Source organism: Ruicaihuangia caeni (assembly GCF_029952955.1).
GTDB classification, from domain to species: Bacteria; Actinomycetota; Actinomycetes; order Actinomycetales; family Microbacteriaceae; genus Ruicaihuangia; species Ruicaihuangia caeni.
In genome coordinates this window covers 15,275-39,325 of the sequence record NZ_JASATX010000004.1, presented here as the reverse complement: position 1 = coordinate 39,325, position 24,051 = coordinate 15,275, and the positions used below count along the sequence as shown (strand labels likewise).

The 24,051-nt window shown below is 67.4% G+C and carries 26 protein-coding genes and 1 tRNA gene; 10 read left to right on the top strand and 17 right to left on the bottom strand.

The features are described from left to right. Positions 1-4: 4 nt before the first annotated feature. Both QF206_RS09990 and QF206_RS09985 read right to left on the bottom strand, forming a co-directional pair. Positions 5-832 (bottom strand): ECF transporter S component, encoded by an 828-nt coding sequence (locus QF206_RS09990; RefSeq protein ID WP_281489083.1) that lies wholly within the window; start codon positions 830-832, stop codon positions 5-7. A 23-nt stretch (positions 833-855) separates the two neighbouring features. Continuing rightward, entirely contained in the window at positions 856-1,938 is a 1,083-nt protein-coding gene (locus tag QF206_RS09985; RefSeq protein ID WP_281489082.1) for a nucleoside hydrolase, read from the bottom strand. A 22-nt stretch (positions 1,939-1,960) separates the two neighbouring features. On the opposite strand from QF206_RS09985, the gene QF206_RS09980 reads away from it, so the two are divergent. Then, positions 1,961-2,128, top strand: a complete 168-nt coding sequence (locus tag QF206_RS09980) for a hypothetical protein (RefSeq protein ID WP_281489081.1) — start codon at positions 1,961-1,963, stop codon at positions 2,126-2,128. Positions 2,129-2,244: 116 nt separating this feature from the next. Beyond that, positions 2,245-3,165 carry an LLM class F420-dependent oxidoreductase gene (locus QF206_RS09975; protein WP_281489080.1) on the top strand — a complete coding sequence of 307 codons (921 nt, stop codon included), beginning with the start codon at positions 2,245-2,247 and terminating at the stop codon, positions 3,163-3,165. A gap of 10 nt (positions 3,166-3,175) precedes the next feature. Here QF206_RS09975 and QF206_RS09970 read toward each other — a convergent pair whose 3' ends face one another. After that, positions 3,176-4,168, bottom strand: a complete 993-nt coding sequence (locus QF206_RS09970; RefSeq protein WP_281489079.1) for a helix-turn-helix transcriptional regulator — start codon at positions 4,166-4,168, stop codon at positions 3,176-3,178. Positions 4,169-4,335: 167 nt separating this feature from the next. Here QF206_RS09970 and QF206_RS09965 point away from each other — a divergent pair, with 167 nt between their 5' ends. Next, entirely contained in the window at positions 4,336-4,746 is a 411-nt protein-coding gene (locus QF206_RS09965; RefSeq protein ID WP_281489078.1) for a hypothetical protein, read from the top strand. Positions 4,747-4,815: 69 nt separating this feature from the next. On the opposite strand, the gene QF206_RS09960 is transcribed toward QF206_RS09965, so the two are convergent. Then, a complete protein-coding gene (locus QF206_RS09960) occupies positions 4,816-5,406 on the bottom strand; it encodes a PRC and DUF2382 domain-containing protein (RefSeq protein ID WP_281489077.1) in 591 nt (196 codons plus the stop codon). A gap of 233 nt (positions 5,407-5,639) precedes the next feature. On the opposite strand from QF206_RS09960, the gene QF206_RS09955 reads away from it, so the two are divergent. Beyond that, positions 5,640-6,074: a VOC family protein gene (locus QF206_RS09955; protein ID WP_281489076.1), complete on the top strand. Its 435-nt coding sequence runs from the start codon at positions 5,640-5,642 to the stop codon at positions 6,072-6,074. A 29-nt stretch (positions 6,075-6,103) separates the two neighbouring features. On the opposite strand, the gene QF206_RS09950 is transcribed toward QF206_RS09955, so the two are convergent. The 3 genes from QF206_RS09950 to QF206_RS09940 form a co-directional block, all read right to left on the bottom strand. Further along, positions 6,104-7,066, bottom strand: a complete 963-nt coding sequence (locus tag QF206_RS09950; protein ID WP_281489075.1) for an NAD(P)-dependent alcohol dehydrogenase — start codon at positions 7,064-7,066, stop codon at positions 6,104-6,106. Continuing rightward, positions 7,063-7,290, bottom strand: coding sequence for a helix-turn-helix transcriptional regulator (locus tag QF206_RS09945; RefSeq protein ID WP_281489266.1), 228 nt, complete (start codon positions 7,288-7,290; stop codon positions 7,063-7,065). Before QF206_RS09945 ends, QF206_RS09950 begins: the two co-directional genes overlap by 4 nt. Positions 7,291-7,384: 94 nt before the next feature. Beyond that, positions 7,385-7,828, bottom strand: a complete 444-nt coding sequence (locus QF206_RS09940; protein ID WP_281489074.1) for a hypothetical protein — start codon at positions 7,826-7,828, stop codon at positions 7,385-7,387. Between the two features lie 215 nt (positions 7,829-8,043). Between QF206_RS09940 and QF206_RS09935 the strand changes: the two genes are divergently transcribed. From QF206_RS09935 to QF206_RS09920, 4 genes are read left to right on the top strand one after another with little or no spacing between them, the layout of a single operon-like run. Beyond that, positions 8,044-9,225, top strand: coding sequence for an ABC transporter substrate-binding protein (locus QF206_RS09935; RefSeq protein WP_281489073.1), 1,182 nt, complete (start codon positions 8,044-8,046; stop codon positions 9,223-9,225). Continuing rightward, positions 9,222-10,451, top strand: coding sequence for an ABC transporter ATP-binding protein (locus tag QF206_RS09930; RefSeq protein WP_281489072.1), 1,230 nt, complete (start codon positions 9,222-9,224; stop codon positions 10,449-10,451). Before QF206_RS09935 ends, QF206_RS09930 begins: the two co-directional genes overlap by 4 nt. 4 nt (positions 10,452-10,455) lie before the next feature. Next, a complete protein-coding gene (locus QF206_RS09925) occupies positions 10,456-11,316 on the top strand; it encodes an ABC transporter permease (RefSeq protein WP_281489071.1) in 861 nt (286 codons plus the stop codon). A 14-nt stretch (positions 11,317-11,330) separates the two neighbouring features. Further along, the gene (locus QF206_RS09920; protein ID WP_281489070.1) at positions 11,331-12,185 is read left to right on the top strand and encodes an ABC transporter permease; all 855 of its coding nucleotides are present in this window, start codon (positions 11,331-11,333) and stop codon (positions 12,183-12,185) included. A 223-nt stretch (positions 12,186-12,408) separates the two neighbouring features. On the opposite strand, the gene QF206_RS09915 is transcribed toward QF206_RS09920, so the two are convergent. From QF206_RS09915 to QF206_RS09875, 9 genes are all read right to left on the bottom strand, one after another. Then, a tRNA-Thr gene (locus QF206_RS09915) sits at positions 12,409-12,481 on the bottom strand. Positions 12,482-12,571: 90 nt separating this feature from the next. Continuing rightward, entirely contained in the window at positions 12,572-13,189 is a 618-nt protein-coding gene (locus tag QF206_RS09910) for a TetR/AcrR family transcriptional regulator (RefSeq protein WP_281489069.1), read from the bottom strand. A 69-nt stretch (positions 13,190-13,258) separates the two neighbouring features. Next, positions 13,259-14,779 (bottom strand): alpha/beta hydrolase, encoded by a 1,521-nt coding sequence (locus tag QF206_RS09905; protein WP_281489068.1) that lies wholly within the window; start codon positions 14,777-14,779, stop codon positions 13,259-13,261. Then, entirely contained in the window at positions 14,776-15,963 is a 1,188-nt protein-coding gene (locus tag QF206_RS09900; RefSeq protein WP_281489067.1) for a DNA polymerase III subunit delta', read from the bottom strand. Before QF206_RS09900 ends, QF206_RS09905 begins: the two co-directional genes overlap by 4 nt. Positions 15,964-16,050: 87 nt before the next feature. After that, positions 16,051-16,665 carry a dTMP kinase gene (gene tmk, locus QF206_RS09895; RefSeq protein WP_422785387.1) on the bottom strand — a complete coding sequence of 205 codons (615 nt, stop codon included), beginning with the start codon at positions 16,663-16,665 and terminating at the stop codon, positions 16,051-16,053. Beyond that, positions 16,662-19,466, bottom strand: coding sequence for a type I DNA topoisomerase (gene topA, locus QF206_RS09890; RefSeq protein WP_281489065.1), 2,805 nt, complete (start codon positions 19,464-19,466; stop codon positions 16,662-16,664). The genes tmk and topA overlap by 4 nt, the downstream gene beginning before the upstream one ends. A 197-nt stretch (positions 19,467-19,663) precedes the next feature. Continuing rightward, positions 19,664-20,095 (bottom strand): Rv3654c family TadE-like protein, encoded by a 432-nt coding sequence (locus QF206_RS09885; RefSeq protein WP_281489064.1) that lies wholly within the window; start codon positions 20,093-20,095, stop codon positions 19,664-19,666. Then, positions 20,071-20,442 (bottom strand): TadE family protein, encoded by a 372-nt coding sequence (locus tag QF206_RS09880; protein WP_281489063.1) that lies wholly within the window; start codon positions 20,440-20,442, stop codon positions 20,071-20,073. The genes QF206_RS09885 and QF206_RS09880 overlap by 25 nt, the downstream gene beginning before the upstream one ends. Then, positions 20,420-20,590: a DUF4244 domain-containing protein gene (locus QF206_RS09875; RefSeq protein WP_281489265.1), complete on the bottom strand. Its 171-nt coding sequence runs from the start codon at positions 20,588-20,590 to the stop codon at positions 20,420-20,422. Before QF206_RS09875 ends, QF206_RS09880 begins: the two co-directional genes overlap by 23 nt. 328 nt (positions 20,591-20,918) lie before the next feature. Between QF206_RS09875 and QF206_RS09870 the strand changes: the two genes are divergently transcribed. Further along, positions 20,919-21,440, top strand: coding sequence for a DUF488 domain-containing protein (locus QF206_RS09870; RefSeq protein WP_281489062.1), 522 nt, complete (start codon positions 20,919-20,921; stop codon positions 21,438-21,440). Positions 21,441-21,765: 325 nt separating this feature from the next. Beyond that, positions 21,766-23,217, top strand: coding sequence for a glycosyltransferase family 39 protein (locus QF206_RS09865; protein WP_281489061.1), 1,452 nt, complete (start codon positions 21,766-21,768; stop codon positions 23,215-23,217). Here the strand turns inward: QF206_RS09865 and QF206_RS09860 are convergent. Continuing rightward, the gene (locus tag QF206_RS09860) at positions 23,170-24,030 is read right to left on the bottom strand and encodes an alpha/beta fold hydrolase (protein WP_281489060.1); all 861 of its coding nucleotides are present in this window, start codon (positions 24,028-24,030) and stop codon (positions 23,170-23,172) included. The two genes, QF206_RS09865 and QF206_RS09860, sit on opposite strands and share 48 nt — an antisense overlap. Positions 24,031-24,051 lie beyond the last annotated feature (21 nt).

Below are 24,051 nucleotides of genomic sequence, written 5' to 3'. Positions count from 1 at the left end.
TCGATCAGCGCTCGACAGCGACCTCGCCCGTGGGCTTCGGCGATGTCTTGCCGAAGACGCGGTATTCACGGACGAATGGGAATCGCTGGCGGAAGCGGCCGGGCATCGCGGCGAGGATCAGCACCACCACGGTGAAGGTGATCGCCTTGTCGAGCGGGTCTGAGAGCAGCCCCTGCAATGTCGTGGCTCCAAGCAGGGTCTGGCCCATCGCCTGGAACGCCCCTACGATCGCCCCGGTGCCACCGCCGGTCGCGCCGCCGAAGACGAACGCCGAGATGGGCGCCGAGATGATCGCGGCGACGATGCCGGTGACGGCTCCCGCGATAGGCGCGAGATAGAAGCGGCGGAACATGCCCCACCGCGCCGCGTAGCCGGCGAGCACACCGATGACCACCTGAACGACCGCGAATGGAAGGGCGATCGGGCTGAGCGTCAGTCCCCAGATCACGTTCGTCAGGATGCCGGTGACCACTCCGGCGGCTGGCCCGGCGAGCGCCGAGACGAGCACCGTGCCGATCGAGTCGAGATAGAGGGGAAGCCCGATCACGGCGACGATCTGACCGACCACGATGTTGAGCGCGATCGCGACCGGCACCATGGCGATCGTCGCCGTCGGCAGCCGATGGATCGACCCGATGGCGAGCAGCAGGGCGCCGATGAGGTAGCCGCCCATCGCGATGAGCGAGGCCCGGCTGGTGCTGCTCTCGGCCACCTCAGCCGGCTGGCCGATCACGAGGTACAGGTAGGTCGCGACGATGATCACCGCGCCGACCGCCACGAGGACGGTATTGCGCACGCGGCGTGAACTGGATTGCGCGATGGACGTTGACATGATGCCTCCTTGCATCCGGCCTGCTATCGGGGTGTTGCGGTCTGGGCGATCTGGGCGTCGCTGGCTCCCCCGGCAGCTCTCGCGAGCGAGCCGACCCGCTCGATCGTGCGGCGGAAGAACTCGGCAGGGTCGGTGTCGACAACGATGTCGGCGTTCGCCGCGCGACCCCACATGCCCCGCCAGTCGGCGACCGTCTGCCCGCGAGTGAGCGTGCCCGCCAGTTCGACATCGACGGTCGCGGCGCGAGTGGTGGCGATCGTCGGGTCGAGAGCGACCGCGGCAGCGAAGGGGTCGTGCATGTGGGCGAGGTAGCCCTGATCGTGCGTGTTGTGGAACTCGAAGTAGAAGCGCACAGCATCCGAGAGGTGACGGATGACGGGGTTCGAGGCCGTGGAGCGAGTACCGGGGACGTCGTCTGCGCTGAGCTGCTCGACTGGTTCGCTGCCAGCGGCGCGCGCGAGCTCGGCGAGATGCGCGGGGAACATCTCGATGCGCTCGGTGACATCGAGCGCGCATACGATGGGGCGCCGGTCGGTGGGCACCACCGAGAACGCGTCGAACACGATCTTCGCCGAGTCGGGGTCGACGGCGATGTTCCACTCGGTGGTCGGGGTGGTGTTGCCGGCGTAGTTGAACGCTCCGCCCATGATCACGAGCCGCTTGAGGAGCTTCGGGAGCTCGGGTTCGAGCTTGACCGCGAGCGCCAGGTTCGTGAGTGGCCCGGTGACGAGGCCGGTGATCTCACCTGGGCGCTCTCGTACGAGGTCGATCCATACCTCAGCCGCGTGCCTCGGTGAGACGGAACGGGAGGGCGCGGGCAGCACCGCGTGGCCGATGCCCTGCGGTCCGTGCGTCTCCTCGGTGGTCATGAGCGGCTGGATGATGGGCACCTCAGCGCCCAGAGCCACCTCGACATCGGCGTGACCGCAGAGCTCGAGCCAGGCGAGGTTGTTGATCGCGACCTGTCGCGCCGGCACATTGCCCGCTGTGCAGGTGATGGCGAGCAACTCGGCCTCGGGGCTGGCCATGAGGTACAACAGCGCGAGCGAGTCGTCGATGCCGGTATCGACGTCTGCGATCAGTGGAACGGTCTGCTTGTGGTTCACCGGGTCTCCGTGTCTGTTCGACATGTCGCGCGACCCCGTAGCGGTTCGCGGCGACAAGGCCAACTGGGTCGGGCTCGGTCTCGGCCACCTCGCATCGGTTCGCCGACGGCGGCGACGCACGATGGCGGCTTCGACCTATCCAGACAACGGCGCTCCCTTGCACGGCCAGAGCGCGGCGTCGCAGCTCTGATGTGGCATCACTGTACTGAGCAGCGACGCCCGTGTCCATCACGCTGCGTGCTCGTGTCGCGGCGTGTCGCGTCTCGCTCCTCCCTCTGCTCCGGAGCGCCTGTCAGAGTGGTGGTCATGGACCTCAGGATCTTCACCGAACCTCAGCAGGGCGCCTCATACGACGAGCAGGCGGCGATGGCGAGGCGCGCGGAACAGCTCGGCTTCGATGCGTTCTTCCGCTCAGATCACTACCTGCGCATGGGTGAAGGCGATCCCATGCCCGGTCCGACCGACTCGTGGGTGACCCTCGCCGGTCTCGCACGCGAGACGTCGAAGATCCGCCTCGGTACCCTGGTCAGCTCGGCGACGTTCCGGCATCCAGGTCTCCTCGCCATCCAAGTGGCGCAGGTCGATGCGATGTCGAATGGCCGGGTGGAATTCGGCCTCGGCACGGGCTGGTTCGCGGCCGAGCACGAGGCCTACGGCGTGCCCTTCCCCAAGAAGCGGTTCGGGATGCTGGAGGAGCAGCTCGAGGTGATCACCGGCCTGTGGCAGACACCGGTGGGCGAGCGCTTCGACTTCGAGGGGCACCACTACCGGCTGACCGACTCGCCGGCGCTGCCCAAGCCCGTGCAGTCGCGGATGCCGCTCATCATCGGCGGCGGCGGCAAGGAGCGCACGCCGCGCCTCGCGGCCCGCTTCGCGACCGAGTACAACCAATCGTTCCCTGAGAAGCCGGCGATCGCACCGCAGCTCGACCGGGTGCGGGCGGCGTGCGAGGAAGCAGGCCGCGACCCCGAGGAACTCGTCTACTCAGTCGCTCTCGTCGCCTGTGTCGGCTCGGACGAAGCCGAGTTCGAGCGCAGGGCGGCCGCGATCGGGCGTGAGCCTGCCGAGCTCCGGCGTCACGGGCTCGCGGGCTCGCCGCAGGAGATGCTCGACGGCATCGCCCAGGTGGCCGAGCTCGGGATCTCGCGCGTCTACCTGCAGTGCCTCGACATCCGCGACCTCGACCAACTGGACCTCATCGCCGAAGAGGTCATGGCGAAGCTCTGACGCTCGGCGCTCAGCGCTCAGCAGCGCGCAGATAGGCCACGACCGCGGCTACCCGGCGGTGCGTGGCGGGCTCCGGGTCGAGTCCCAGCTTGCTGAAGATCGCCGTGCTGTGCTTCTCGACGGCCGAGACGGAGATGTGCAGCGACTTCGCGATCGCCCGGTTGCTCTGCCCGTCGGCCATGAGCGCGAGCACGTCGCGCTCACGAGGGGTCAGCTCGGCGATCAGCGTGGGGGATGCCTCGGCAGCGAGCCCGCGTGGCTCGCCGGGAGTGCGACGACCGCCGAGAATCAGCCCGACCGGCACGAGCGGCGCGGCCACGAGGAACAGAGCGGTCGAGAGCGCCGAGAACTGCGGCGGAACGAGCGCGCCTGCGACCATGATCGCGGCCATGAGCACCAACGCCACGAGCGGCAATGAGAGGCGGGCACGCAGTTCCCGTCCCCCGCGCGTGGCTCGCGTGATGCCAACGGAGACCGCGAGGGGTGGGAGCGCGAAGCCGAGCACGCTCAGATGAACCAGGCCTTCGGGCAACGCCGCGGCGATCGGTCCAATCGCCTCAGGCGCGTCCGAGCCTGCGAGCACCGGAGGCGTCGCCCCTGCGAACCCAGTGATGAGCGGCACTGCCGCCGCCACCGCCATGACGACGAACGCCCACCTCGGCGAAGGGCCGGACGGGTATCCCGCGGCGAGCACGACGAACACCGCGAATCCTGCGACGAACAGCACCTGCGAGGCCACATGCCAGACGGGGGCGGAGTGCTCTGCTTGCTGTGCGAGCGCGGACGCGGCGAAGGCGCTCAAGTGCAGAGCGCCGGCTGCGACGAGAGACCGGCACGTGAAGCGGAGGGCTCCCCACACGGGGCCCAGCATCCCCGCCACGACGAAGAGCGCGGGCACCACGAGCGCGGTCTCGGCGCCGAGCGCCGCCGGTGCCGCCCACGGGATCATCGAGAGCCCGCCGACGCCGATGACGATGCTGACCAGGTCGAGGTGAGACGTCATGCGTTCAGTATCACGACCCTGAACTCGCAGCGAGAAGCATCGGCTAGGAATTTGCGGTCAACCCCACCATCTGCTGCGGGCAGCCTCATCACGTCTGGCAGCGGTCCGCTCCTAGCTTGAGTCGCAACCCGGGCGGCACAACGAGCCGCTCACAGAGGAGGTATCCCATGTCCGCATTGACCTCGACACCGTCGATGACCCCGCTCACGCGCTCGCCGCTGGGAGCACGCGTGCGCACGGGCCAAGTGCTGCTCACGCTGTTCTTCACAATGTCGGCACTCATCGCGGTGAGCACGGTCTTCGCTGACGACCCGTTCGAAGCGCCCGCGCTGGTTCTGATCGCCTCGTTCGGGTTGCTCGCCGCGATACTGGGCATCGCGGCGGTATGGGGAGCGGTCACCTCGCGCCTGGTGCAGCTCTCGATGTGGGCGATGCCACTGTTCTTCGTCTCCCACGTGGCGACGCTCGGCACTTGGCTGCCGGATGCGCCATTCGCAGTGCTCTCCGCCGTCGGGGCGCTTCTCGTGATGGGCGCCGGAAGCGGTCCGGCGAAGGTCGACGACGCCGCGCCGGCGTGACGCAGCGCAGAGCGCGCGCTGGCGCACATGGCGCGCGACGCGCCGTCTGCGCCGCTCGTGAGTGCGGCTCTACATGGAGCGGTCGTTCCCGCCGGCGATGTCAGGGTCTGCATCGACGTTGTCGTCGACCACCGGGTCGCGCTCGACTCGCACTTCCTCCCGTTGCACCGGAACGCTCACCGACTGCTCCTCAGTCACGACGTATCGGCGCAGCCGGACGCGGCCAGAGCGCATCGACCCACTGCCGGCATCCGGCTGCTCGGCAGTTCGAGACATCGAGTCGTCTCTGGCCATGGCCGCGTCAGAGGAAGATGTGTTGCGATCATGCACCGCGCCGACCTCTCCAGTGCCCTCCATCCCGTAGTAGCGGTACAGCTCGTCCTCGTCGGACGGTTCGAGATGGGCATCCGCGTCGACGCGGGGCGCGTCCTTGACGCGGTCTTTCTCGTAGGCGACTCGAAGGTCGTCACCGTCCCAGTCGGCGCGGTCGAGCGGCACGAGCGACTCCTTCATCCCGAAGAGCCCGGTTCGCACGCTCACCCAACTGGGGCGGCCGTCATGATCGTCGACGTAGACCTGCCCGACCGAGCCGACCTTCGACCCGGTGGGGTCGACGACGTCGGCGCCGATCAAGCTTCCGAGGTTCTCTCTGTTGATCATTTCTGGTTCCTCTCGGATTCTCCCAGTGCGGCTTTTCGGGTGGAGCCGTCTTGGGGGCGGGCACTTCCCGCCTTCAATGCCGATGCGGCTGCTCACGAGCATGCTCTCGGCGACTCGGCTGCACAGGGGTGCGGGGGCTTTCCCAGCCAACTCGCGGAGTGCGGCCCGGAAGTCAGTCGAACGGTGTTGACGAGCGGTGGCGGCCGCGACATCACCGTCGCTAGCGTGACGGTATGAACGACGACGTGAACAGGGATTCACCGCAAGGGCGCGTGCGCCAACTTCGACTTGTCGTGCACGCGGAGGACTTCGAGCAGGCGCTGGCGTTCTACCGCGACGCTCTCGGGATGCCGGAGCAGGAAGCGTACGAGGGCGCCGGCGGCGCGAGAGTGGTCATCCTCGACGCCGGGCGCGCGACCCTCGAGCTTTCGAACTCGGCGCAGGTGCGCATGATCGACGAGGTGGAAGCCGAAGGTCGCCCGAGCGCTCATCTCCGTGTCGCCCTTGAGGTCGACGACTCGGCGACCGTCACAGCGCAGCTCGTGGAGGCCGGCGCCGACTTGGTCGCTGCGCCCCGTGAGACGCCGTGGCGTTCACTCAACTCACGTCTCGACGCACCCGCCGGGGTCCAGCTCACGATCTTTCAGGAACTCGGACCGGGCGATTGATCGACCATGGCGACAGCAGGTGAGGGCTCTCAGCCGATGCTGAGCACGGTCTTGCCGGTGCCGTGGCCGCGACCGATGTGCCGGATCGCGTCCGCAGCGTGCTCGAGCGGGAACACCTGGTCGAGTGCGGGCCGCACCGCATCCTTCTCGATGTAGTCGGTGAGCTCGAGCAGATCGGCCGTGTTCTCGATCGAGATGACGCCGACGATGCGGTGGCGGCTGAACGCCGTCACCAGCGGGGCGACGAGCATGCGGCTGAGACCGCCGAGCGGGCCGACTTCGGCGCCCACGATCGCGATCGCCCCGCCCGGCACGAGTGCAGCGCGCAGCGCGGCGAGCTGCCTTGCGCCCCCCATGTCGAGAATCGCATCGTAGGGCCCAGCGGCGAGGGGGTCTTCGACGGTGTAGTCGATGACGGCATCCGCCCCAATGGAGCGCACCAGCTCGAGTTTCGGGCCGCTCGCAGCTCCTGTCACCCTCGCGCCCATCGCCTTTGCGAGCTGAACGGCGAAGGTGCCGACCCCTCCCGCTGCACCGAGCACCAGCACATGCTGACCGGCCTGCAGTCGCACAGCATCGCGCAGTGACTGCAGCGCTGTGGGCCCGGAGATCGGCACGGCCGCGGCCTCCTCGAAGCTGAGCGAGGCCGGTTTCGGCGCGATTTTCTCCGGTTTGGCCAATACGAACTCTGCGAACGACCCGTTTGCGGTGCCGAACACCTCGTCGCCCGCGCCGAACGCATCGACGCCCTCGCCTACTGCGGTGACGACTCCTGCGAAGGCCATGCCCCGCACGGGCCAGCGGGGTCGGCGAAGCCCGGCGGCGAGCCGCACGAGGCCTGGCTTGCCGGCCATCAGGTGCCACACCCCGGGGTCGACGCCGGCCGCTCTCACCTCCACGAGCACCTGGCCGGCCGAGAGTCGGGGGCGGTCGATATCGGCCAGGCGCAGCACATCGGCCTCGCCATACCGGTCTTGCACGATGGCTCTCATTGATTGCTCTCCTCTTCGAGCGGTGACTCTGCGGGGTATTGGAATACGTCGTCGAGCCCGGCATTGAACGCGCGAGCGATTCGGAACGCTGTCTCGAGCGACGGCGAGTAGCGCCCCTGCTCGATCGCGATGAGTGTCTGCCGCGTCACGCCGATGCGCTCGGCGAGCTCGGCCTGGGTCATCTCGCCGGCTTCGAACCGGAGTCGGCGGATCTGGTTCGTCACTCGGGTGGCCTTGGCCGGCGACTTGGCAGCACTCGCGGATGCCGCCTCCGATCCGTCCCTTGGGGCGCGTTTCACCATGCGTTCAGCCCGCCCTTCACCACGTCGCCGAGAAACCGCGCCGATACGCGATGATCTTCGCGATCGATCCGAGCACTGCCGACAGGAAGAACCCGAGGTAGATGGCGTTCGCGATCCAGAACACATCGAGCCGGAGCATGGCGAGAACGAGGCCGGCGAGCGCGCCCGCCACCACGAACGCCTGGCCGGTATGGTCGGCCCACCGGCTGATCTGACGGTCGCGCTCGTCTCTGGTGTTGTTGTCGAGATCGGTGAACACGCGGAACAGCGCATGCAGCACGAACGAGGCGAGGATCGATCCGCCGATGGTCCAGAGCATGGGCCAAGCGAACTCGGCCTCGGTGAGCGGGCGCCCCTCCAACCCGCCGAGCAACAAGGCGAGATAGACCGGATACCCGACCGCTGCCAGCACGAGCATGATCCACGCGCTGCGCTCTTCCGGTGCCGAATTGAAGGTCATCGCCAACTCCCCATGTCAAAGAAACCAGACATTGAGAATGTAAAGGCATTGCGACTTCGTGTCAAGGAAACTTGACATACTGACTCGCCCGATTCGGGTCGGGCGCCACCCCTGGGGCCTTGCCGCGACACGCACTCCCCCGTGTGGGGGTCTTTGACCCCGGCGGCATCGCCCCCCTATGGTGAGCGGCAACACTATGGCAGTGGGGAGATGAGATGTCTTCATTCGGTGCTCGGCGCCAACTCGATCTCAGCGGGCTCGGGGGGATGACGAGACGGCAGGTCATGCAGCTGGCGGCGGTCGCCGGCGGCAGCCTGCTACTCGCGGGATGCACGACGAAGCCGACAGGCGTCGCGCCGAGCAATGGAAGCTCCTCGAGCGACCAGATCATCTGGTCGAACTGGCCGCTCTCGGTCGACACCGAGGATGACGGCACGATCCCGAGCCTGGTCGAGTTCGAGGAGCGCACCGGCATCCGGGTCGAGTACCTGGCGGAGATCAACAGCAACGACGAGTGGTTCGCGAAGGTGCAACCGCTCATGCAGGGCGGCCAAGGCATCCCGGCCAGTGTCATCAGCCCCACTGACTGGATGGGCGGCCGCTTCATCTCGCTCGATTGGGCGCAGAAGCTCGACAAGTCGAAGCTCGCGAATGCGAAGAATCTGTTGCCGGCGTTCCAGAGCCCCGCGTTCGATCCCACGCGCGATTACTCACTCGCGTGGCAGGGGTGGCTCGTGGGCATCGCGGTGAACACCGATGTCACCGGCAAGGACGTGCGAACGGTACAGGAACTGCTCACCGACCCTGCCCTCAAGGGCAAGGTGTCGCTGCTCACCGAGCTTCGCGAGACGACCGGCACCTTGATGCTCGCGAACGGCGCCGACCCGGGCGCCTTCAACGACGACGACTTCCAGCAGGCGATCGAAGACATCGAGTCGGCGCGCCAGAGCGGCCAACTGCGCCGCTTCACCGGCAATGACTACGCGGCCGACCTCTCGCAGGGCAACATCGGCGCATGCCTCGCCTGGGCGGGTGACGTCGTTCAGCTTGCGAAGGACAACCCGGCGATCAAGTTCTTCATCCCCGACTCGGGTGGGGTGCTGATGGAGGACGTCCTGATGGTTCCCACGGGCGCGCCCGACACCGAGGCCGCCCACAAGCTCATCGACTTCTACTACGAGCCCGAGGTCGCCGCGCAGGTGGCCGCATATGTGAACGCAGTGTGCCCGGTCGCGGGCGCTCAGGATGCGATGGCCTCCATCGACCCGGAATTGGCCGACAACCCGCTCATCTTCCCCGATGCCGAGGAGATGAAGAAGATGTTCACCTACAAGCCGATGGACCTCGACGAGAACCAGGCCCGCCAGTCAGCCTTCGACAAGGCGCTCGGACTTTGACCGCCACGGAACAAGTGGGGGTCGTCAGTTCTGAGGTGGGAGCGATCGAAGGCGATCTCGAGCTTCGCGGACTCGTCAAGCGGTACTCCGGCACCACAGTGGTCGACAGCCTCGATCTCACCATCCCGAGCGGCCAGCTCTTCGCGCTGTTGGGACCGTCCGGATGCGGCAAGACCACGACGCTGCGGATGGTTGCCGGTCTCGAGCAGCCCGACGAAGGCAGCATCCTGCTCTCCGGCAACGACATCACCCAGTTGCGCGGGTTCCGGCGGCCGGTCAATACCGTGTTCCAGTCGTACGCGCTCTTCCCGCACCTGACCATCTTCGAGAACGTGGCGTTCGGCCTTCGCGAGCGCAGGGCGAGCGACATCAAGCGCAAGGTCGAGCGCATCCTCGAGACCGTCGAGCTCTCGGCCTTGGCGCAGCGCAAGCCCGCGCAACTCTCGGGCGGGCAGCAGCAGCGCGTCGCACTGGCGCGTGCCATCGTCAATGAGCCGCAGGTGCTGCTGCTCGACGAACCGCTCGGGGCCCTCGACATGAAACTGCGCCGCCAGATGCAGTACGAGGTGAAGCAGATCCAGAGCGACCTCGGCCTCACGTTCCTGCATGTCACGCATGACCAGGAGGAGGCCATGACGATGGCCGACAAGATCGCGGTGATGAATGGCGGCCGGATCGAGCAGATGGGCGCACCGGAAGAGCTCTACGAATCACCCCGCACGGCCTTCGTCGCCAACTTCCTCGGCAATTCCAACCTGCTGCCCGGAATCGTGCTCGGCCATGAGAGCGAGCTCGCGATGATCGATGTCGCGGGCCAGCAGGTGCGCGTCCCATCGGCACGAGTGCACGCCACCGACCAGAGCGTATTCGTGGGTGTGCGTCCCGAGAAGATCAGGATCGCCCGCGATCACGACGTCGCCGCAGCAGGCGAGAACGAGCTTGCGGGCATCGTGCTCGATTCGTCGTACACGGGCATCGGCACCGAGTACGTGGTCGAGGTCGCCGGCAGCAACGAGACCGTGAAGGCCTTCGTTCAGAACGACTCCGTGCGTGAGCGCTTGGCTCCGGGAACATCAGTACGCCTGATCTGGCAACTCGGGTTCACCTTCGCGCTCGATGGCAGCCAAGACCCTCACGCGGGTGAGGGCACCGCCGTCGGGGCCGATACCCAGCACGTCGCAGCGGTCGGCGCGCGGGGACGCGCTGCACGCCGCAAGCGGAGGTGACGCCATGACGAGCGCCACGACTGCAGGTCGCCGCAGGTGGGCGCCATACCTGCTGCTCGCCCCCATGGTGGTGTGGCTGCTCGCCTTCTTCTTGTCACCGCTCGTGACGCTCGTGATGGGCTCGCTGCAGTCGGGCTCGTTCCAAGAGGGATTCGTCTTCACCTTCGAGGTGGCCAACTACGTTCACGTCGTGACCACGTACTGGCCGTGGTTCCTGCGCTCCGTCGCGTTCGCCGCGATTGCGACGGTGTGCGCGCTGCTGATCGCCTACCCGCTCGCCTACATGATCGTGTTCAAGAGCGGACGATGGAAGTACCTGCTGCTCGTGCTCGTGGTTGCTCCGCTGTTCGCGAGCTTCCTGGTGCGCACGCTTGCGTGGACCACCATCCTCGCCGACCAGGGCGTCGTCGTCGGTGCGTTGCGGACGGTCGGTCTGCTCGGGCCCGATCAGTGGCTCCTGGCCACACCGGTGTCGGTCATCGCCGGGCTGACCTATAACTTCCTGCCGTTCATGGCGCTGCCGATCTTCGTGAGCCTCGACCGCATCGACCGTCGACTCATCGAGGCGGCGGGCGACCTGTACGCGAGTGGGTTCCGCGCTTTCCGCCGGGTCACGCTGCCGCTTTCACTGCCGGGGATCGCCGCGGGAACGCTGCTCGTGTTCATTCCCGCTGCGGGCGACTTCGTGAACGCCCAGTTGCTCGGCAGCGTCGATACGCAGATGATCGGCAACGTCATCGATAGTCAGTACCTGCGGGCGCTCGACTACCCGACCGCATCCGCCATCTCGGTCACGCTCATCGTGCTCATCATCGGACTGGTCGCCCTGTCGCTGCGCCGCGCGCGCACCGACGAGCTGTTCTAGGAAGCAGAGTCAACGTGGATGCTTCGAACGCCCGCACCGCTCGGCCGCTGCACTACTCGGCCGCCCGCGAACGCGCAGCCGCTTTCTTCGGTCGTCACGCGATCCGAGTGATCGGCGCACTCGCGGTCGTCTACCTGCTGCTGCCGATCGCGGTGGTGGTGCTCATGTCGCTCAACGACCCGGCGGGGCGGTACAACTTCACGTTCAACGCGTTCACGCTCGACAACTGGGCGAACATGTGCGGACCATACGGCCTCTGCGAATCCGTGCTCCTGAGCCTCCAGATCGCGCTCGCGGCCGCCGCGGCCGCCACCGTCATCGGCGTGCTGGCCGCCTACGCGCTCACCCGCTTCGATTTCGCGGGCCGTGCGACCGCCAACGTGCTCGTGCTGCTGCCGATGACCATGCCGGAAGTGGTGCTGGGCGCATCACTGCTGACGCTGTACGTGAATGCGGGCATCCCGCTCGGTCCAGTCGCCATCCTGCTCGCCCACATCATGTTCTGCATCAGTTTCGTGATCATCGTCGTGAAGGCGCGGCTCGCGATGCTCGACTCCCGCCTGCTCGAAGCGGCGACCGATCTCTACGCGAACCCCTGGCGGGCGTTCCGCCGTGTGACGCTGCCGCTGGCGGCTCCCGGCATCCTCGCCGGTGCGGTGCTGGCCTTCGCGCTGTCGTTCGACGACTTCATCATCACGAACTTCAACTCGGGCAGCGCGATGACGTTCCCGATGTACGTCTGGGGCGCTGCCAAGCGCGGTGTGCCGCCGCAGGTCAACGTCGTGGCGACGTTGATCTTCCTCGTGGTCATGTCGCTCGCAGTCACCATGTCGATCGTCACGACGGTGCGCGCCCGCCGGGCCCGGTGAGCGCCGGGGCTCTCGCGTCTTCCTGAGACGCCCCCCGCGAAGGCGTCGGCTACGAGGATTGCCCATGGAGTCCATGAGCGCTTGGAAGCGTGACGGCCGCGTACCAACACGGTCACCGCTCGCCACGCCAGTTCTGCCTCGGCGGTGGACTGGGAGCTACCGGCGTCGACGAGCCCTCGCTCGAGACGGCGGGTCAGCTCTCGAAGACGGGGGAGGTGAGGTGAGCCGCCTGTGGGAATCGAACCCACGACCTTCTCATTACGAGTGAGACGCTCTGCCGACTGAGCTAAGGCGGCGTGGCACCGCGTGAGCGGTGGCACAGCACACAAGTCTAGCGGACGTCACGGCATCCTCTGTTCGTCCGCCGCAGTCGCCGGGCGATGGCCTCAGTGCGCGAGCGTGCCCAGCAGCGCGAACGCACGGCGGAGCTCGTCTGCAAGTGTTCGGCTCGACATGTGGTCCGCCCACCTCAGCCACGAGTGCCGCATCGCGCCGACGGCGACGAACGCGATCAGCGCCGCGCGCTCCTCGCGCTCGTCCTCGGCCTCCGCCGAATCCGTCGCCTCGAGCCGCTCCGCCACGAGCTCGGCGAACGCTGCCTCAAAGCGGCGCATATTGGCCATGTTCATGGCCACGATCTCGGGATGCCGACGACTCACCTCTCGGCGAAGCTCGAGGAGTTCGCGGTCGGCCGCCACCTGCTCGGCGGCTGCGGCAAGGAGTTCGCCGATCGCCTCGAACAGGTCAGACTGCTTCGCCGAGATGAAGGCATCGGTGGCCTCACGCTGGCGCAAGCTCGGGAGTTCGGAGGTGAGCGCGTCGTCTTTGGTGGCGAAGTAGTTGAAGAACGTGCGCGGCGAGACATCCGCCGCTCGACTGATGTCATCCACTGTCACTGCGCCGAGGCCGCGCTCGGCAGCAAGCGACAGCGCTGCGTGCTGGATCGCACGACGGGTCGCAGCGCGCTTGCGCTCGCGGAGACCGGGCTGAACAGGGACTGTCATCACCTAATTATTGCAGACGCCGCAAACTTGCAGTCGGCAGCCGCGTGAGCCAGGCGGACCGCGGCACGCTCAGCACTGGGGGTCGCTTGCCGGCACCGTTCCGTCGATGAAGTAGTCATCGACCACTTTGTTGACGCAGTCGTTGGATCCGTATGCAGTGTGCCCCTCGCCGTTATGCGTCACGAGGTGACCGTTCTGCAGTTGCCGTGCCATGTTCTGCGCCCACACATACGGTGTGGCAGGGTCGTTCGTCGTGCCCACCACGAGGATGTCGCTCGAGCCTTCTGCAGCGATCGCCACGCGCTCGCGTACCGAGCCGAACGGCCAGCTGGCGCACGTCACGCCGTACGACATCTGCGGGCCGAAGATCGGTGCCTCCTGCTTGAGGAAGGCTGCTTCGGCACGCAGCTCGTCGTTGTCGGGATCGCCGTCGTCGTAGTCGAGGCAGTTGATCGCGAGGAACGCCTCGGTCTGGTTCGTGCTGTATTCGCCGTCTTCCGTGCGGTCGTTGTAGTAGTCGGCGAGGAAGAACGCCGTATCGGCATTCCCGCTGAACACCTCGGTGAACAGCTGGTTGAGCAGAGGCCAGTTGCCCTCGTTGTACAGGGGCAGGATGATCGCCGTGAACATCGTGCTGCTGCCCAGCATGCGACCATCGCTGTGACGTAGCGGGCTCGCGTCGAGCTGGTCGAGAAGCTGTCGGATCTGCTGCATCGAACTATCGACCGAGCCACCGAACGGGCATTCGCGGTCGCCGAGGCAGCTGGCGAGATACGCGCGCATGGCGTTCTCGAAGCCCTTCGCTTGCGTGACCGTGACGTCGAGGGAACTGGTCGCCGGGTCGAGCGCGCCGTCGAAGACGAGTCGCCCCGTGTTCTCGGGGAAGAGGTCGGCGTAGGTCGCGCCAAGGAAGGTGCCGTACGAGTAGCCGAGATAGTTCAACTTCTCGTCGCCGAGCACCGCTCGCAGCATGTCGAGATCGCGTGCAGCGCTCTCTGTGTCGACGAACTCGAGCAGCGGGCCCGTGTGCTCGAGACAGGCTTCACCGAAGTCGGCGGCCGAGGCCCGGAGCTCGTCGATCCAGGCATCGCTTCCCGGTGCTCCGGGCGCGATGTCGTACAGGTACGCGTCGAGCTGGCGCGGGTCATCGTGGCACGACACCGCCGACGAGCGGCCCACACCCCTCGGGTCGAAGCCGACGATGTCGTAGCTGCCCTGCAGTCGGTCGGTGGTGGCGAAATCGACGCTATCGAGCACGAAGTCACGGCCCGACGCCCCGGGCCCGCCGGGATTGACGAGCACTGAGCCGAGACTGCTGCTGCCGGTCGCCGGCTGGCTCGCCAACGCCAACTCGATCGTCTCGCCGTCAGGATCGGACCAGTCCATGGGTGCGATCGCGGTAGCGCAGAAGATGCCATCTGCGCACTTCTTCCAATCCAGTTCCTGGTGGTAGAAGCGTTCGAGCGCCTTGTCGACGGGCTCGAGGGTCGGCGTCGAGACCATCGGCGGTGCGAACAGGCTGCACCCCGATAGCATCAGCGCGGCGGCTCCCACCGCCGCCATGGCTCCACTGCTGACGACCCGTCTCACGGTGCGGCGATTCCTCTCCCGGATGCTGGGTGCGCCTGTGATGGCAGCACCGCGGTCAACATTGCTTCGAGCGCGAGCAGCGCCGCGACGTTCCCCTCGATCCGGCGCCGAGCCAACGCGATCGCATCGAGCACGCCGAGGCTGTGCGCCGCGTCGGTCTGCTCGGCAGCGCCGACGAGCCGGTCTCGGATCGCCTCGTTCACGAGACGAGTGTCGACGCCCAATTGCAGCAGCAGCACATCGCGGAACAGCGACTGCAGATCGACAAGGATGCGATCGATGCCGTCACGGAGGCTTCGAGTCGCCCGGCGCTTCTGGTCTTCTTCGAGCGCTCGGAGCTGGCTGCGCAGGGCGGTCGGCACCGCCCCACCGGGCTCAATGCCCAGTGATCGGAGGAGCTGGTCGCGTTCTTCGGCGTCGCGCTCCTCGGTGATTGCAGTGCCGTCTTCCTTGGCGAGCTCGAGCAGTCGCGCCGCAGCGAGCACCGCGTCTGACACGGAGCGGATGCCGAGCGCCAACTCGATCGTCTCGGAGCGTCGTTGCCGGGCGTCATCGCTGGTGGCGAGACGGCGCGCCATTCCGATGTGGCTCTGGGCTTCGCGAGCGGAGCGCAACGCCCGCTCGGCGTCGACGCCGTCGCGGTGCTCGAGCAGCCGCGCGACCTCCTCCACGCTCGGAGTCGTGAGGCGCACCACGCGCACCCGCGAGCGGATGGTCGGCAGCAGATCTGCCTCGCTGGGCGCGCAGAGGATCCACACGGTACGGGGCGGCGGTTCTTCGAGCGCTTTCAGCAGCACGTTCGACGTGCGCTCAGTCATGCGATCGGCATCCTCGACGATCATCACGCGATAGCGCGCGACGCTGGGCGAGAACTGGCTCGAGGTGAGGATGCGCCGCACATCGTCGATCTTGATGATGACGTTCTCGGTCTTCAGCACCGTGAGATCGGGATGACTGCCCGCCTCCACCTGTTGCCGCACCGCGTCGCGCCCCGTCTCGTCGGCGTCGATCGAGAGGAGTTCGGTCGCGAAGGCGTACGCGAGGTTGGAGCGGCCAGAGCCGGGCGGCCCGGTGATCAGCCAAGCGTGAGTCATTCCGTGCTCGCCGGCCGACGCCGCAGCGGCGGCCTGGCGGATGGTCGCGATCGCGGCATCCTGACCCGCCAACTCGCTCCATGCCGTCATGTGCACCAGCCTAGATCGCGGCGCTGACAACCGATCGCCAGAAGACCGCCTCCGCGCTGCGGTGCGCGGTGCGGCGTCTGCCGGAACTCAGAGCAGCGTTTCGACGCGCGCGCGGATGCTGTCGGCAAGTGTCCCGATCGGGTCGGCGGCGGAAAGCACGAGAAACCTGGTCGGCTCATCCGCGGCCAGCGCCAGGTAGGCCTCGCGCACGCGCTGGTGGAACTCGATCGCCTCGGTCTCGAGACGGTCGAACCGCTTGCCCTCGAGACGCGCCCGCCCGGCCCTCGGGTCGATGTCGAGCAGCACCGTGAGGTCTGGCATGAGGCCCCCGGTGGCCCACAGCGACAGCGAACGGATCTCGCCGGCGTCGAGCACGCGACCCGCGCCTTGATAGGCGACCGACGAGTCGAGGTATCGGTCCTGCAGCACTACGGCTCCACGCTCGAGGGCCGGTCGGACCTTCGTGGCGATGTGGTGCGCCCGGTCGGCCGCGTAGATGAGCGCCTCGGCACGCGGATCGATGTGCCCGCGGTGGTGCAGCACGATATCGCGCAGGGCCTCCCCCACCTCCGTGCCGCCGGGTTCGCGCGTCTCGACGACGTCGCGTCCGAGCGACCGGAGCCACTGAGCGAGGTGGGCCAGTTGAGTCGACTTGCCGGCCCCGTCCCCGCCCTCGAGCGTGATGAACAGCCCGCGCACTATTCGGACTTCTTCGCCGCGCTCTTGGGCGCGGCAGCCTTCGTCGTGGTCGTCTTCGCCGTCGTCTTCTTCGCCGTGGTCTTCTTGGCTGTGGTCTTGGATGCCGCAGCCTTCTTCGCCGGTTTCTTGGCCGGCCCCTTGGCGCGCTTCTCCGCCAGCAATTGCACGGCGCGGTCGAAGTCGATGCTGTCGACCGACTCGCTCTTGGGGATTGTCGCGTTCGTCTCGCCGTCGGTCACGTACGGCCCGAAGCGGCCATCGCGCACCTTGATCGGCTTGCCGCTGACAGGGTCGGCGTCGAACTCCTTCAACGCGCTCGCTGCCCGTCGCGCACCGTACTTCGGCTGCGCGAAGCGCTCGAGGGCGCCCTCGAGGTCGATGCTGAAGATCTGGTCCTCGTCGTCGAGCGAGCGAGTATCGGTGCCCTTCTTGAGGTAGGCCCCGTACCGGCCGTTCTGCGCCGTGATCTCATCGCCCGACTCGGGGTCGGTGCCGACCACGCGCGGCAGGCGCAGCAGTCGAAGCGCCGTCTCGAGGTCGATCGTGTCGACGCTCATCGACTTGAAGAGCGACGCCGTCCGCGGTTTGGGTGCCGCAGCCTTCTTGCGTCTTCCCTTCTTGGCCGATTCGGATGCCGCGTCCGTCTCACCCGCGGTGGGGCTCGCCGATGCTGCCTCCTCCGCCGCTTCGGCCTCGGCCTCGGTGACGTACGGGCCGAAGCGGCCGTCCTTGGCGACGATCTGCTTGCCGGTCTCGGGGTCGATGCCGAGCACGCGGTCGCCGGTGACGGGAGCCTCGATGAGTTCTCGCGCCTTCTCGGGGGTGAGCTCGTCGGGTGCGAGGTCTTGCGGCAGGTTCACCCGCCGCGGCGTCTCCGCCTCGGCATCCGCCACTTCGAGGTACGGACCGTAGCGCCCGATGCGCAGCACGATGTCGTCGGTGATGTGGGTCGAGTTGACCTCGCGAGCGTCGATCTCTCCGAGGTTGTCGATGACGGTTCGAAGCCCGCGGTGGTCGTCGTTGCCGAAGTAGAAGCCGCGAAGCCAGTCGACGCGATCCTCCTCGCCGCGCGCGATGCGGTCGAGGTCCTCTTCCATTGCGGCGGTGAAGTCGTATTGCACGAGGTCGCCGAAGTACTCCTCGAGCAGTCGCACCACGCTGAAGGCGATCCAGCCGGGTACGAGGGCGCCGCCCCTCGGCACCACATAGCCGCGGTCGACGATCGTGGAGATGATGGCGCTGTAGGTCGAGGGCCGGCCGACGCCGATCTCCTCGAGCGCCTTGATGAGGCTCGCCTCGGTGTAGCGAGCGGGCGGGCGGGTCTCGCTGCCCTTCGCCTCCACGGCGTCCAGCGCGAGCGCCTCGCCCTCAGCGAGTTGCGGCAGCTTCGCCTCGGTCGCATCGGCGCTCTGCTCGTCGTCATTGCCCTCTTCATAGGCGAGCTTGAAGCCCATGAAGGTGAAGACCGTGCCCGAGGCCACGAATTCGGCGATCGAGCGCTTCGAGGCATCCGCACCGGCCTGAGCGACCTCGGCCGTGATGTCGACGGATGCCGTGAAGCCCTTCGCGTCGGCCATCTGGCTCGCGACGGTGCGCTTCCAGATGAGGTCGTACAGCTTCCACTGGTCCGGGCTCAAGACGCCGCGCAGCTCCGCCGGTGTGCGGAACGTGTCGCCAGCCGGACGGATCGCCTCGTGCGCCTCCTGCGCGTTCTTGCTCTTGCCGGTGTAGACGCGGGGCTTCTCGGGAACCGTCTCAGCACCGTAGAGCGAACGCGCCTGATTGCGAGCGGCCTCGGTGGCCTGCTTCGAGAGCGACACCGAGTCGGTGCGCATGTAGGTGATGTACCCGTTCTCATACAGCGCTTGAGCGGTGCTCATGGTGATGCGCGAAGTGAAGCGGAGCTTCCTCGCCGCCTCCTGCTGGAGGGTCGACGTGGTGAAGGGCGCCGCCGGGCGGCGGGTGAGGTCCTTCCGGCGCAGGCCCGACACCGAAATGGGCACGCCCGGAGCGCGCAACGCCGCAGCGAGCGCCTCGGCCGTGGTCTCGTCAAGGGCGCGGACGCCCTGCTTCAGCACGCCCTTGTCGTCGAAGTCGGCGCCGGTCGCGATGCGCTCGCCATCGAGCCTGGTCAGGCGCGCGGTGAACTTGGAGCCGGCGGATGCCTGGGGCGCGAGCTGAGCGGTGAGCCCCCAGTAGCTGGCAGCGACGAAGGCGAGCCGCTCGCGTTCGCGGTCGACCACCAGACGCGTCGCCGCCGACTGCACACGGCCTGCGGAAAGACCGGGACCGACCTTGCGCCAGAGCACAGGCGAGACCTCGAAACCGTACAACCGGTCGAGGATGCGCCGGGTCTCCTGAGCGTCGACGAGCGAGGTGTTGAGTTCGCGGGTCGCCTCGCGAGCGCGTTCGATCGCCTCTTTGGTGATCTCGTGGAACACCATGCGCTTCACGGGCACCTTGGGCTTGAGCACCTGCAGCAGGTGCCAGGCGATGGCTTCGCCCTCGCGGTCTTCATCGGTTGCGAGGTAGAGCTCGTCCGCGTCTTTCAGGGCTTTCTTCAGCGCGGTGACGGTCTGCTTCTTGCCCTCGGAGACCACGTAGTAGGGCTCGAAATCGTTGTCGACGTCGACGCTGAATTTGCCGAGCGAGCCCTTCTTGAGCTCGGCGGGAAGGTTCTTCGGCTCGATCAGATCGCGGATATGCCCGACGGAGGCCTGCACCTCGTATTCGTCGCCAAGGTATTGGGCGATCGTCTTCGCCTTCGCCGGCGACTCGACGATGACCAGTTTCTTGCCTGGCACTGTGCTCCCTGCTCGTGTTTCTCCGCTGGTCGATCCAGCCGCAATGTCAGGCACACGATACATGCAGAGACCGAGTCGCCGACGAATCGAAGTGTACGGTCAGACGCTGGTCAGTCGCCCCGAGGGCGAGCCGCTTCTCGTCTGGCTCCGTCTCGGCAACCTCCCGCCGGTCATGCCACGGTGCTGGGGCGGAACCGCTACCCGGGAGGCCCGGCCGTTGCGACAGCATGCGCCGCGAGCGGGAGCACGGCGAGGCCCAGCACCGGAACCGACACACGTACCGTGACGACGAAGCCTTCTTGCAGACAGCCGCTCAGGGCACCCCCATGCGCTGCTGCGAGGGCGGCGGCAGTCTCGCACGGGTGCCCGGGCGCGATGCCGCGTGCCACATCGGCGGCTGCCAGCGCTGCGGCATCTGCGGCGTGCCCTGCGCGGTGCTTCGCGGCATACGCCGAGGCGAGGGGTCCGAGGAGCGACAGGATGCCGGCCAGCACCGCGACAAGCGCCACCGCGAGCACCGAGCCCGCACCGTGCTCATCGCGCCAACGCATCGCCACCCATATATAGAGGTACGCCCTTGTCACGGCGCCCCGGTCCGCCCCCGTCACAGCGCCGACTTGCTTGCGCACGACTCAGCCGAGAGCGACGGCATGGGCAGCACACGCGTGACTCCTTGCGGTGCCGCTGATGCTCGAACGCAGACCAACCCATCGCGCGTCGCCACCTCGAGGCGGTGCCCCTCGTGCGCATCAGGCACAGGGTCTCCGCGTACGACCGCCCTCACCGCCACCGCCGCGGCGTCTTGCAAGCGCAATTGCGTCACCCCGTACTGCGAGAGCGTGAGCAGCACCAGGAGCATGACGATCACCGCAGGCATCACGGCGACGAATTCCGCCGCGACGGCTCCGCGATCGGTGACAGGCCGGTCGCCGAGTCGCCGCCACCCACTGCCCTCACCCAGAGAAGGAGAGCGCATTCCGCACGAGTTCGGTCAGGATGCCGCGCACCTCATCGGAGCGCATGATCACGACCAAGAGACCCGCGAACCCGACCGCCGCCATCGTCGCGATGGCGTATTCGGCGGTCGCGGCGCCGCGCTGCTCGGTCACGAGTCGAAGCGGCATCCTCACGCTGAGCCGGTGCTTCTCGCTCGCGCAAGCCCTTGAGACGCGTCGAGATTTGAGCGGCAAGCGCTGCTGCGACTCGAGCCGGCGCAGGTGGCGGAGACGGACGAGCAGACGTCGAGCGGCGATGGAGAGCCTGGAACCATACATGTGCGCTTCCTTGGGGTCGGGGCACGAGTGCCTCCACCATGGCGGTAGCTCCGCACCGGCGATCGGTCAGCGGCGCAGACCGCGATCGTTCGCTCGCACCATGCGGGTGGTGGAGGACGCGGCGAGAACCTGGCTCGGCGACGCACCGGACGCTCCGGGGACGTAGGTTCGATGCACCATGATCGTGTACACCATCGGCCACTCCACCCGCACAGAAGCGGAGTTCCTCGAAACGCTGCACGCCTACGAGATCGAACTGCTCGCCGACGTGCGAACGGTGCCGAAGTCAAGGCACACGCCGCAGTTCCATATCGACAATCTGAGTCGCACCCTGCCCGCCCGCGGGATCGACTACCGGCACTTCAGCGCGCTGGGAGGCCTGCGGCACGCCAAGAAGGACTCGACGGTCAATGCGGGTTGGCGCAACGCCAGCTTTCGCGGCTACGCCGACTACATGCAGACATCCGAGTTCGCCGAGGGCATCGCCGAACTCATGCGCGCGGCATCCGAGAAGCGCACTGCGATCATGTGCGCCGAGGCGGTGCCGTGGCGCTGCCATCGGTCGATGGTGGGCGATGCGCTGCTCGTGCGCGGCGTCGAGGTTCGCGACATCTTCAGCGACACCGATTGGCGCGCGGAGAAAGTCACGCCCTTCGCGGTCGTGGACGGCACCACCATCACGTACCCGGCCGAGCAGTAGCGCACCGAGCGCGGGCGTCACACCATCGGTCGGGCTTCTCGGCGCGCTTCATTGAACTCACGGCGGCAGAAGCCCCCGCAGATCCGGGCCTGCAGACCCCGGGAGAGCGCGGCGCGCGAGATGCCTCGGCGGTACCATCGGCCTCGAACTCGAAGCGCCTCTCGCTCCTGGTGACTCGATCCGGAGGTGATCCGGTGCCGCGTCGAGCGGTGCGTCGATTTCGCCGGCTGCTCGGAGTGGAGGTGCCGCCACGCAAGCGGATCGTTCGTCGGCCGTTCGCTCTGGCGCGAGCGGAAAGGCGCGCGGGCCCGGCACAAGGCCGTCCGTGGCAATCACTGCCGTGTCGATCGGGGCCCTCGGCTTCGGGCTCGCCGCGTCAGGCTCGGGAATCCCGTCGTACTGGGGGGATGAAGCTGCCAGCATCCTCGCCACGCAGCGTCCGTTCCCTGCACTGCTCGCGCTGCTGCTGCGGATCGACGCGGTGCATGGTCTCTACTACTCGTTCCTGCAAGTCTGGACGGGCGTGTTCGGCACCGGCGAGTTCGCCACGCGCTTTCCGAGCACGGTCGCTGTCGGATTCGCGGCAGCGGGCGTGGTGGTGCTCGCGAACCGTCTGCTCGGTCCCAGACTCGGCCTGGTCTCGGGCGCCGTGTTCGCGGTCCTGCCGGTGGTGACGCGGTATGGCGCCGAGACGCGCTCGTATGGCATGGTCATCGCGGCATCCGTCTGGCTCATGGTGCTGCTGGTGCACCTCGCGCAGCGACGCAGTCGGAGCATCGCAGGATGGGCGTCGTTCGCCTTCGCCTCGGCGGTCTCCGTTCACTTGTTCGTGTACCTGGTGCTGCTATGGCCGGTGCAGTTCGCGATGCTCCTGCTGCTTCGCGCGCCGAGATCGGTGATGGTCCGGTGGCTATCGGCATCGAGCGTGGCCTTGGTGCTCTCACTCCCGTTCATCATGCTGGCCGTCTCGCAGCGCTTTCAGATCGCGTTCCTGGCGGAGCGCGAGTACGCCACGGCTGCCTCAGCGCTCGCCGGTCAGTGGTTCGACTTCGCCGTGTGGTTCGCGATACTCGCCTGGGCGCTCATGGTGGCAGCGGCAGCGGCCGCGTCGCGATGGAGCGAACTGCGCCCCGCGTGCGCGATCGCGGCGATCTGGGCGCTTCTGCCCACGGTGGTCCTGCTGATCGGGAACGCACTCGTCACACCCATGTACAACCTCCGGTACACCGCGTTCTCGGCACCGGCGGTGGCGATGCTCATGGCCATCGGCATCGAAGGCGTTCGCCGAGCGCTGGCGAAGCGCCTGCACCCTCGTCGCGCGGAGTATGTGACAGCCGCGCTCGTGGCAGCGATTGTGATCGCGGTGGCGCCGGTGTACATGACGCAGCGGACCCCGTTCTCGAAGGCCGGCGGTGCTGACTTCAGGCAGACCGCAGCCGCCGTGGCGGCGCATGCGCAGCCTGGTGACGCGATCGTCTTCGATGAGACGACCAGGTTCGCCCAACGCCCACGGCTCGCGATCGACCTCTACCCTGAGCAGTTCGCGGGCGTGCACGATGTGGCGCTCGAGGTGCCCTATTTCGCTCGGGACTGGTTGTGGGACGAGGTCGCGACGCTGCCTGAGACGCTGAAGAGACTCGCCGGCTATGACAGGGTGTGGGTGCTCGAGCGCGGCCGGAATCAGGCTGAGGTCGACGCCGTGCGCTCCCTCGGCTTCAACGTTCGCCAATCAATACCGGTCAATCGAATCATCGTGTACGAGCTCGTGAGAAAGTGATCGTTGTGGCCGTCGGTCAGTCACCCGCGTCTCGCTGCCCGAGGGCGTGGTCACCTCGTCGGCGAATCGCATGACCGCCGCTGCGAACGCCTCGGGCCGGTCGAGATTCGAGAAGTGCCCAGCCCTCGGGATGGTCTCGGCGCGACCGTCGATGCAGGCCCGCAGGTAGTCCCTGACACCCACCCGGAACTGGTCGAACCGCCCGTTGAGCAGCAGCACGGGGCACTCGACGGCCCACAGCATCGAAGGCCGGCACCGCTCCATCACCTCGCGCCAGGCGGCCGGCGTGGGCGCGAACCAATAGCCGCCCGCGATCACCGGCTCGATCAGCTCCGGCCGGTACAGGCGGCGCAGCACCCGATTGTTGATGCGCGTCATGCGTTGCTCGCCCAGCCGGTCGGTGACCCGCGCGACCCATCGGTACACGGCCGCTCCAGCCCCGACTGGCGTGGCGCTGCTGCCAGCGAGCACGAGTCCGGCCAGGGACTTCGGATGCCGGGCCGCATAGGTCATGGCCGCGTAGCCGCCGAGCGAGTGCCCCACGAGCACTACCGCTTCGTCGGAGGAGGCTTCGGCCACTGCTTCGGCGATGACCTCTGCCGCCCGGTCGAGTGTGAAAGGCTCCTTCGACCGGCTCCCGTGCCCGGGAAGGTCGACCAACGCAACGGGGCCGGCCCGCTCGAGCAGCGGCACCTGCGGGCGCCACTGCGTGCTCGACAGTCGCGAGCCGTGCACGAGCACGAACCGCGGGCGACCACTGGGCGTTACCGCGACCCTCGGACTGCGTTCGGATGCGCGGCGACCGGCGTGCATGCCACCAGGATGACAGCACAG

Bases quoted from the DNA above. Each gene is read 5' to 3' on its own strand.
- QF206_RS09990 (WP_281489083.1), bottom strand. From the start codon at position 832: ATGTCAACGTCCATCGCGCAATCCAGTTCACGCCGCGTGCGCAATACC.
- QF206_RS09980 (WP_281489081.1), top strand. From the start codon at position 1,961: ATGTCGCGCGACCCCGTAGCGGTTCGCGGCGACAAGGCCAACTGGGTC.
- QF206_RS09975 (WP_281489080.1), top strand. From the start codon at position 2,245: ATGGACCTCAGGATCTTCACCGAACCTCAGCAGGGCGCCTCATACGAC.
- QF206_RS09970 (WP_281489079.1), bottom strand. From the start codon at position 4,168: ATGACGTCTCACCTCGACCTGGTCAGCATCGTCATCGGCGTCGGCGGG.
- QF206_RS09965 (WP_281489078.1), top strand. From the start codon at position 4,336: ATGTCCGCATTGACCTCGACACCGTCGATGACCCCGCTCACGCGCTCG.
- QF206_RS09960 (WP_281489077.1), bottom strand. From the start codon at position 5,406: ATGATCAACAGAGAGAACCTCGGAAGCTTGATCGGCGCCGACGTCGTC.
- QF206_RS09955 (WP_281489076.1), top strand. From the start codon at position 5,640: ATGAACGACGACGTGAACAGGGATTCACCGCAAGGGCGCGTGCGCCAA.
- QF206_RS09950 (WP_281489075.1), bottom strand. From the start codon at position 7,066: ATGAGAGCCATCGTGCAAGACCGGTATGGCGAGGCCGATGTGCTGCGC.
- QF206_RS09940 (WP_281489074.1), bottom strand. From the start codon at position 7,828: ATGACCTTCAATTCGGCACCGGAAGAGCGCAGCGCGTGGATCATGCTC.
- QF206_RS09935 (WP_281489073.1), top strand. From the start codon at position 8,044: ATGTCTTCATTCGGTGCTCGGCGCCAACTCGATCTCAGCGGGCTCGGG.
- QF206_RS09925 (WP_281489071.1), top strand. From the start codon at position 10,456: ATGACGAGCGCCACGACTGCAGGTCGCCGCAGGTGGGCGCCATACCTG.
- QF206_RS09910 (WP_281489069.1), bottom strand. From the start codon at position 13,189: ATGACAGTCCCTGTTCAGCCCGGTCTCCGCGAGCGCAAGCGCGCTGCG.
- QF206_RS09900 (WP_281489067.1), bottom strand. From the start codon at position 15,963: ATGACGGCATGGAGCGAGTTGGCGGGTCAGGATGCCGCGATCGCGACC.
- QF206_RS09880 (WP_281489063.1), bottom strand. From the start codon at position 20,442: ATGCGCTCTCCTTCTCTGGGTGAGGGCAGTGGGTGGCGGCGACTCGGC.
- QF206_RS09875 (WP_281489265.1), bottom strand. From the start codon at position 20,590: ATGCCGCTTCGACTCGTGACCGAGCAGCGCGGCGCCGCGACCGCCGAA.
- QF206_RS09870 (WP_281489062.1), top strand. From the start codon at position 20,919: ATGATCGTGTACACCATCGGCCACTCCACCCGCACAGAAGCGGAGTTC.
- QF206_RS09860 (WP_281489060.1), bottom strand. From the start codon at position 24,030: ATGCACGCCGGTCGCCGCGCATCCGAACGCAGTCCGAGGGTCGCGGTA.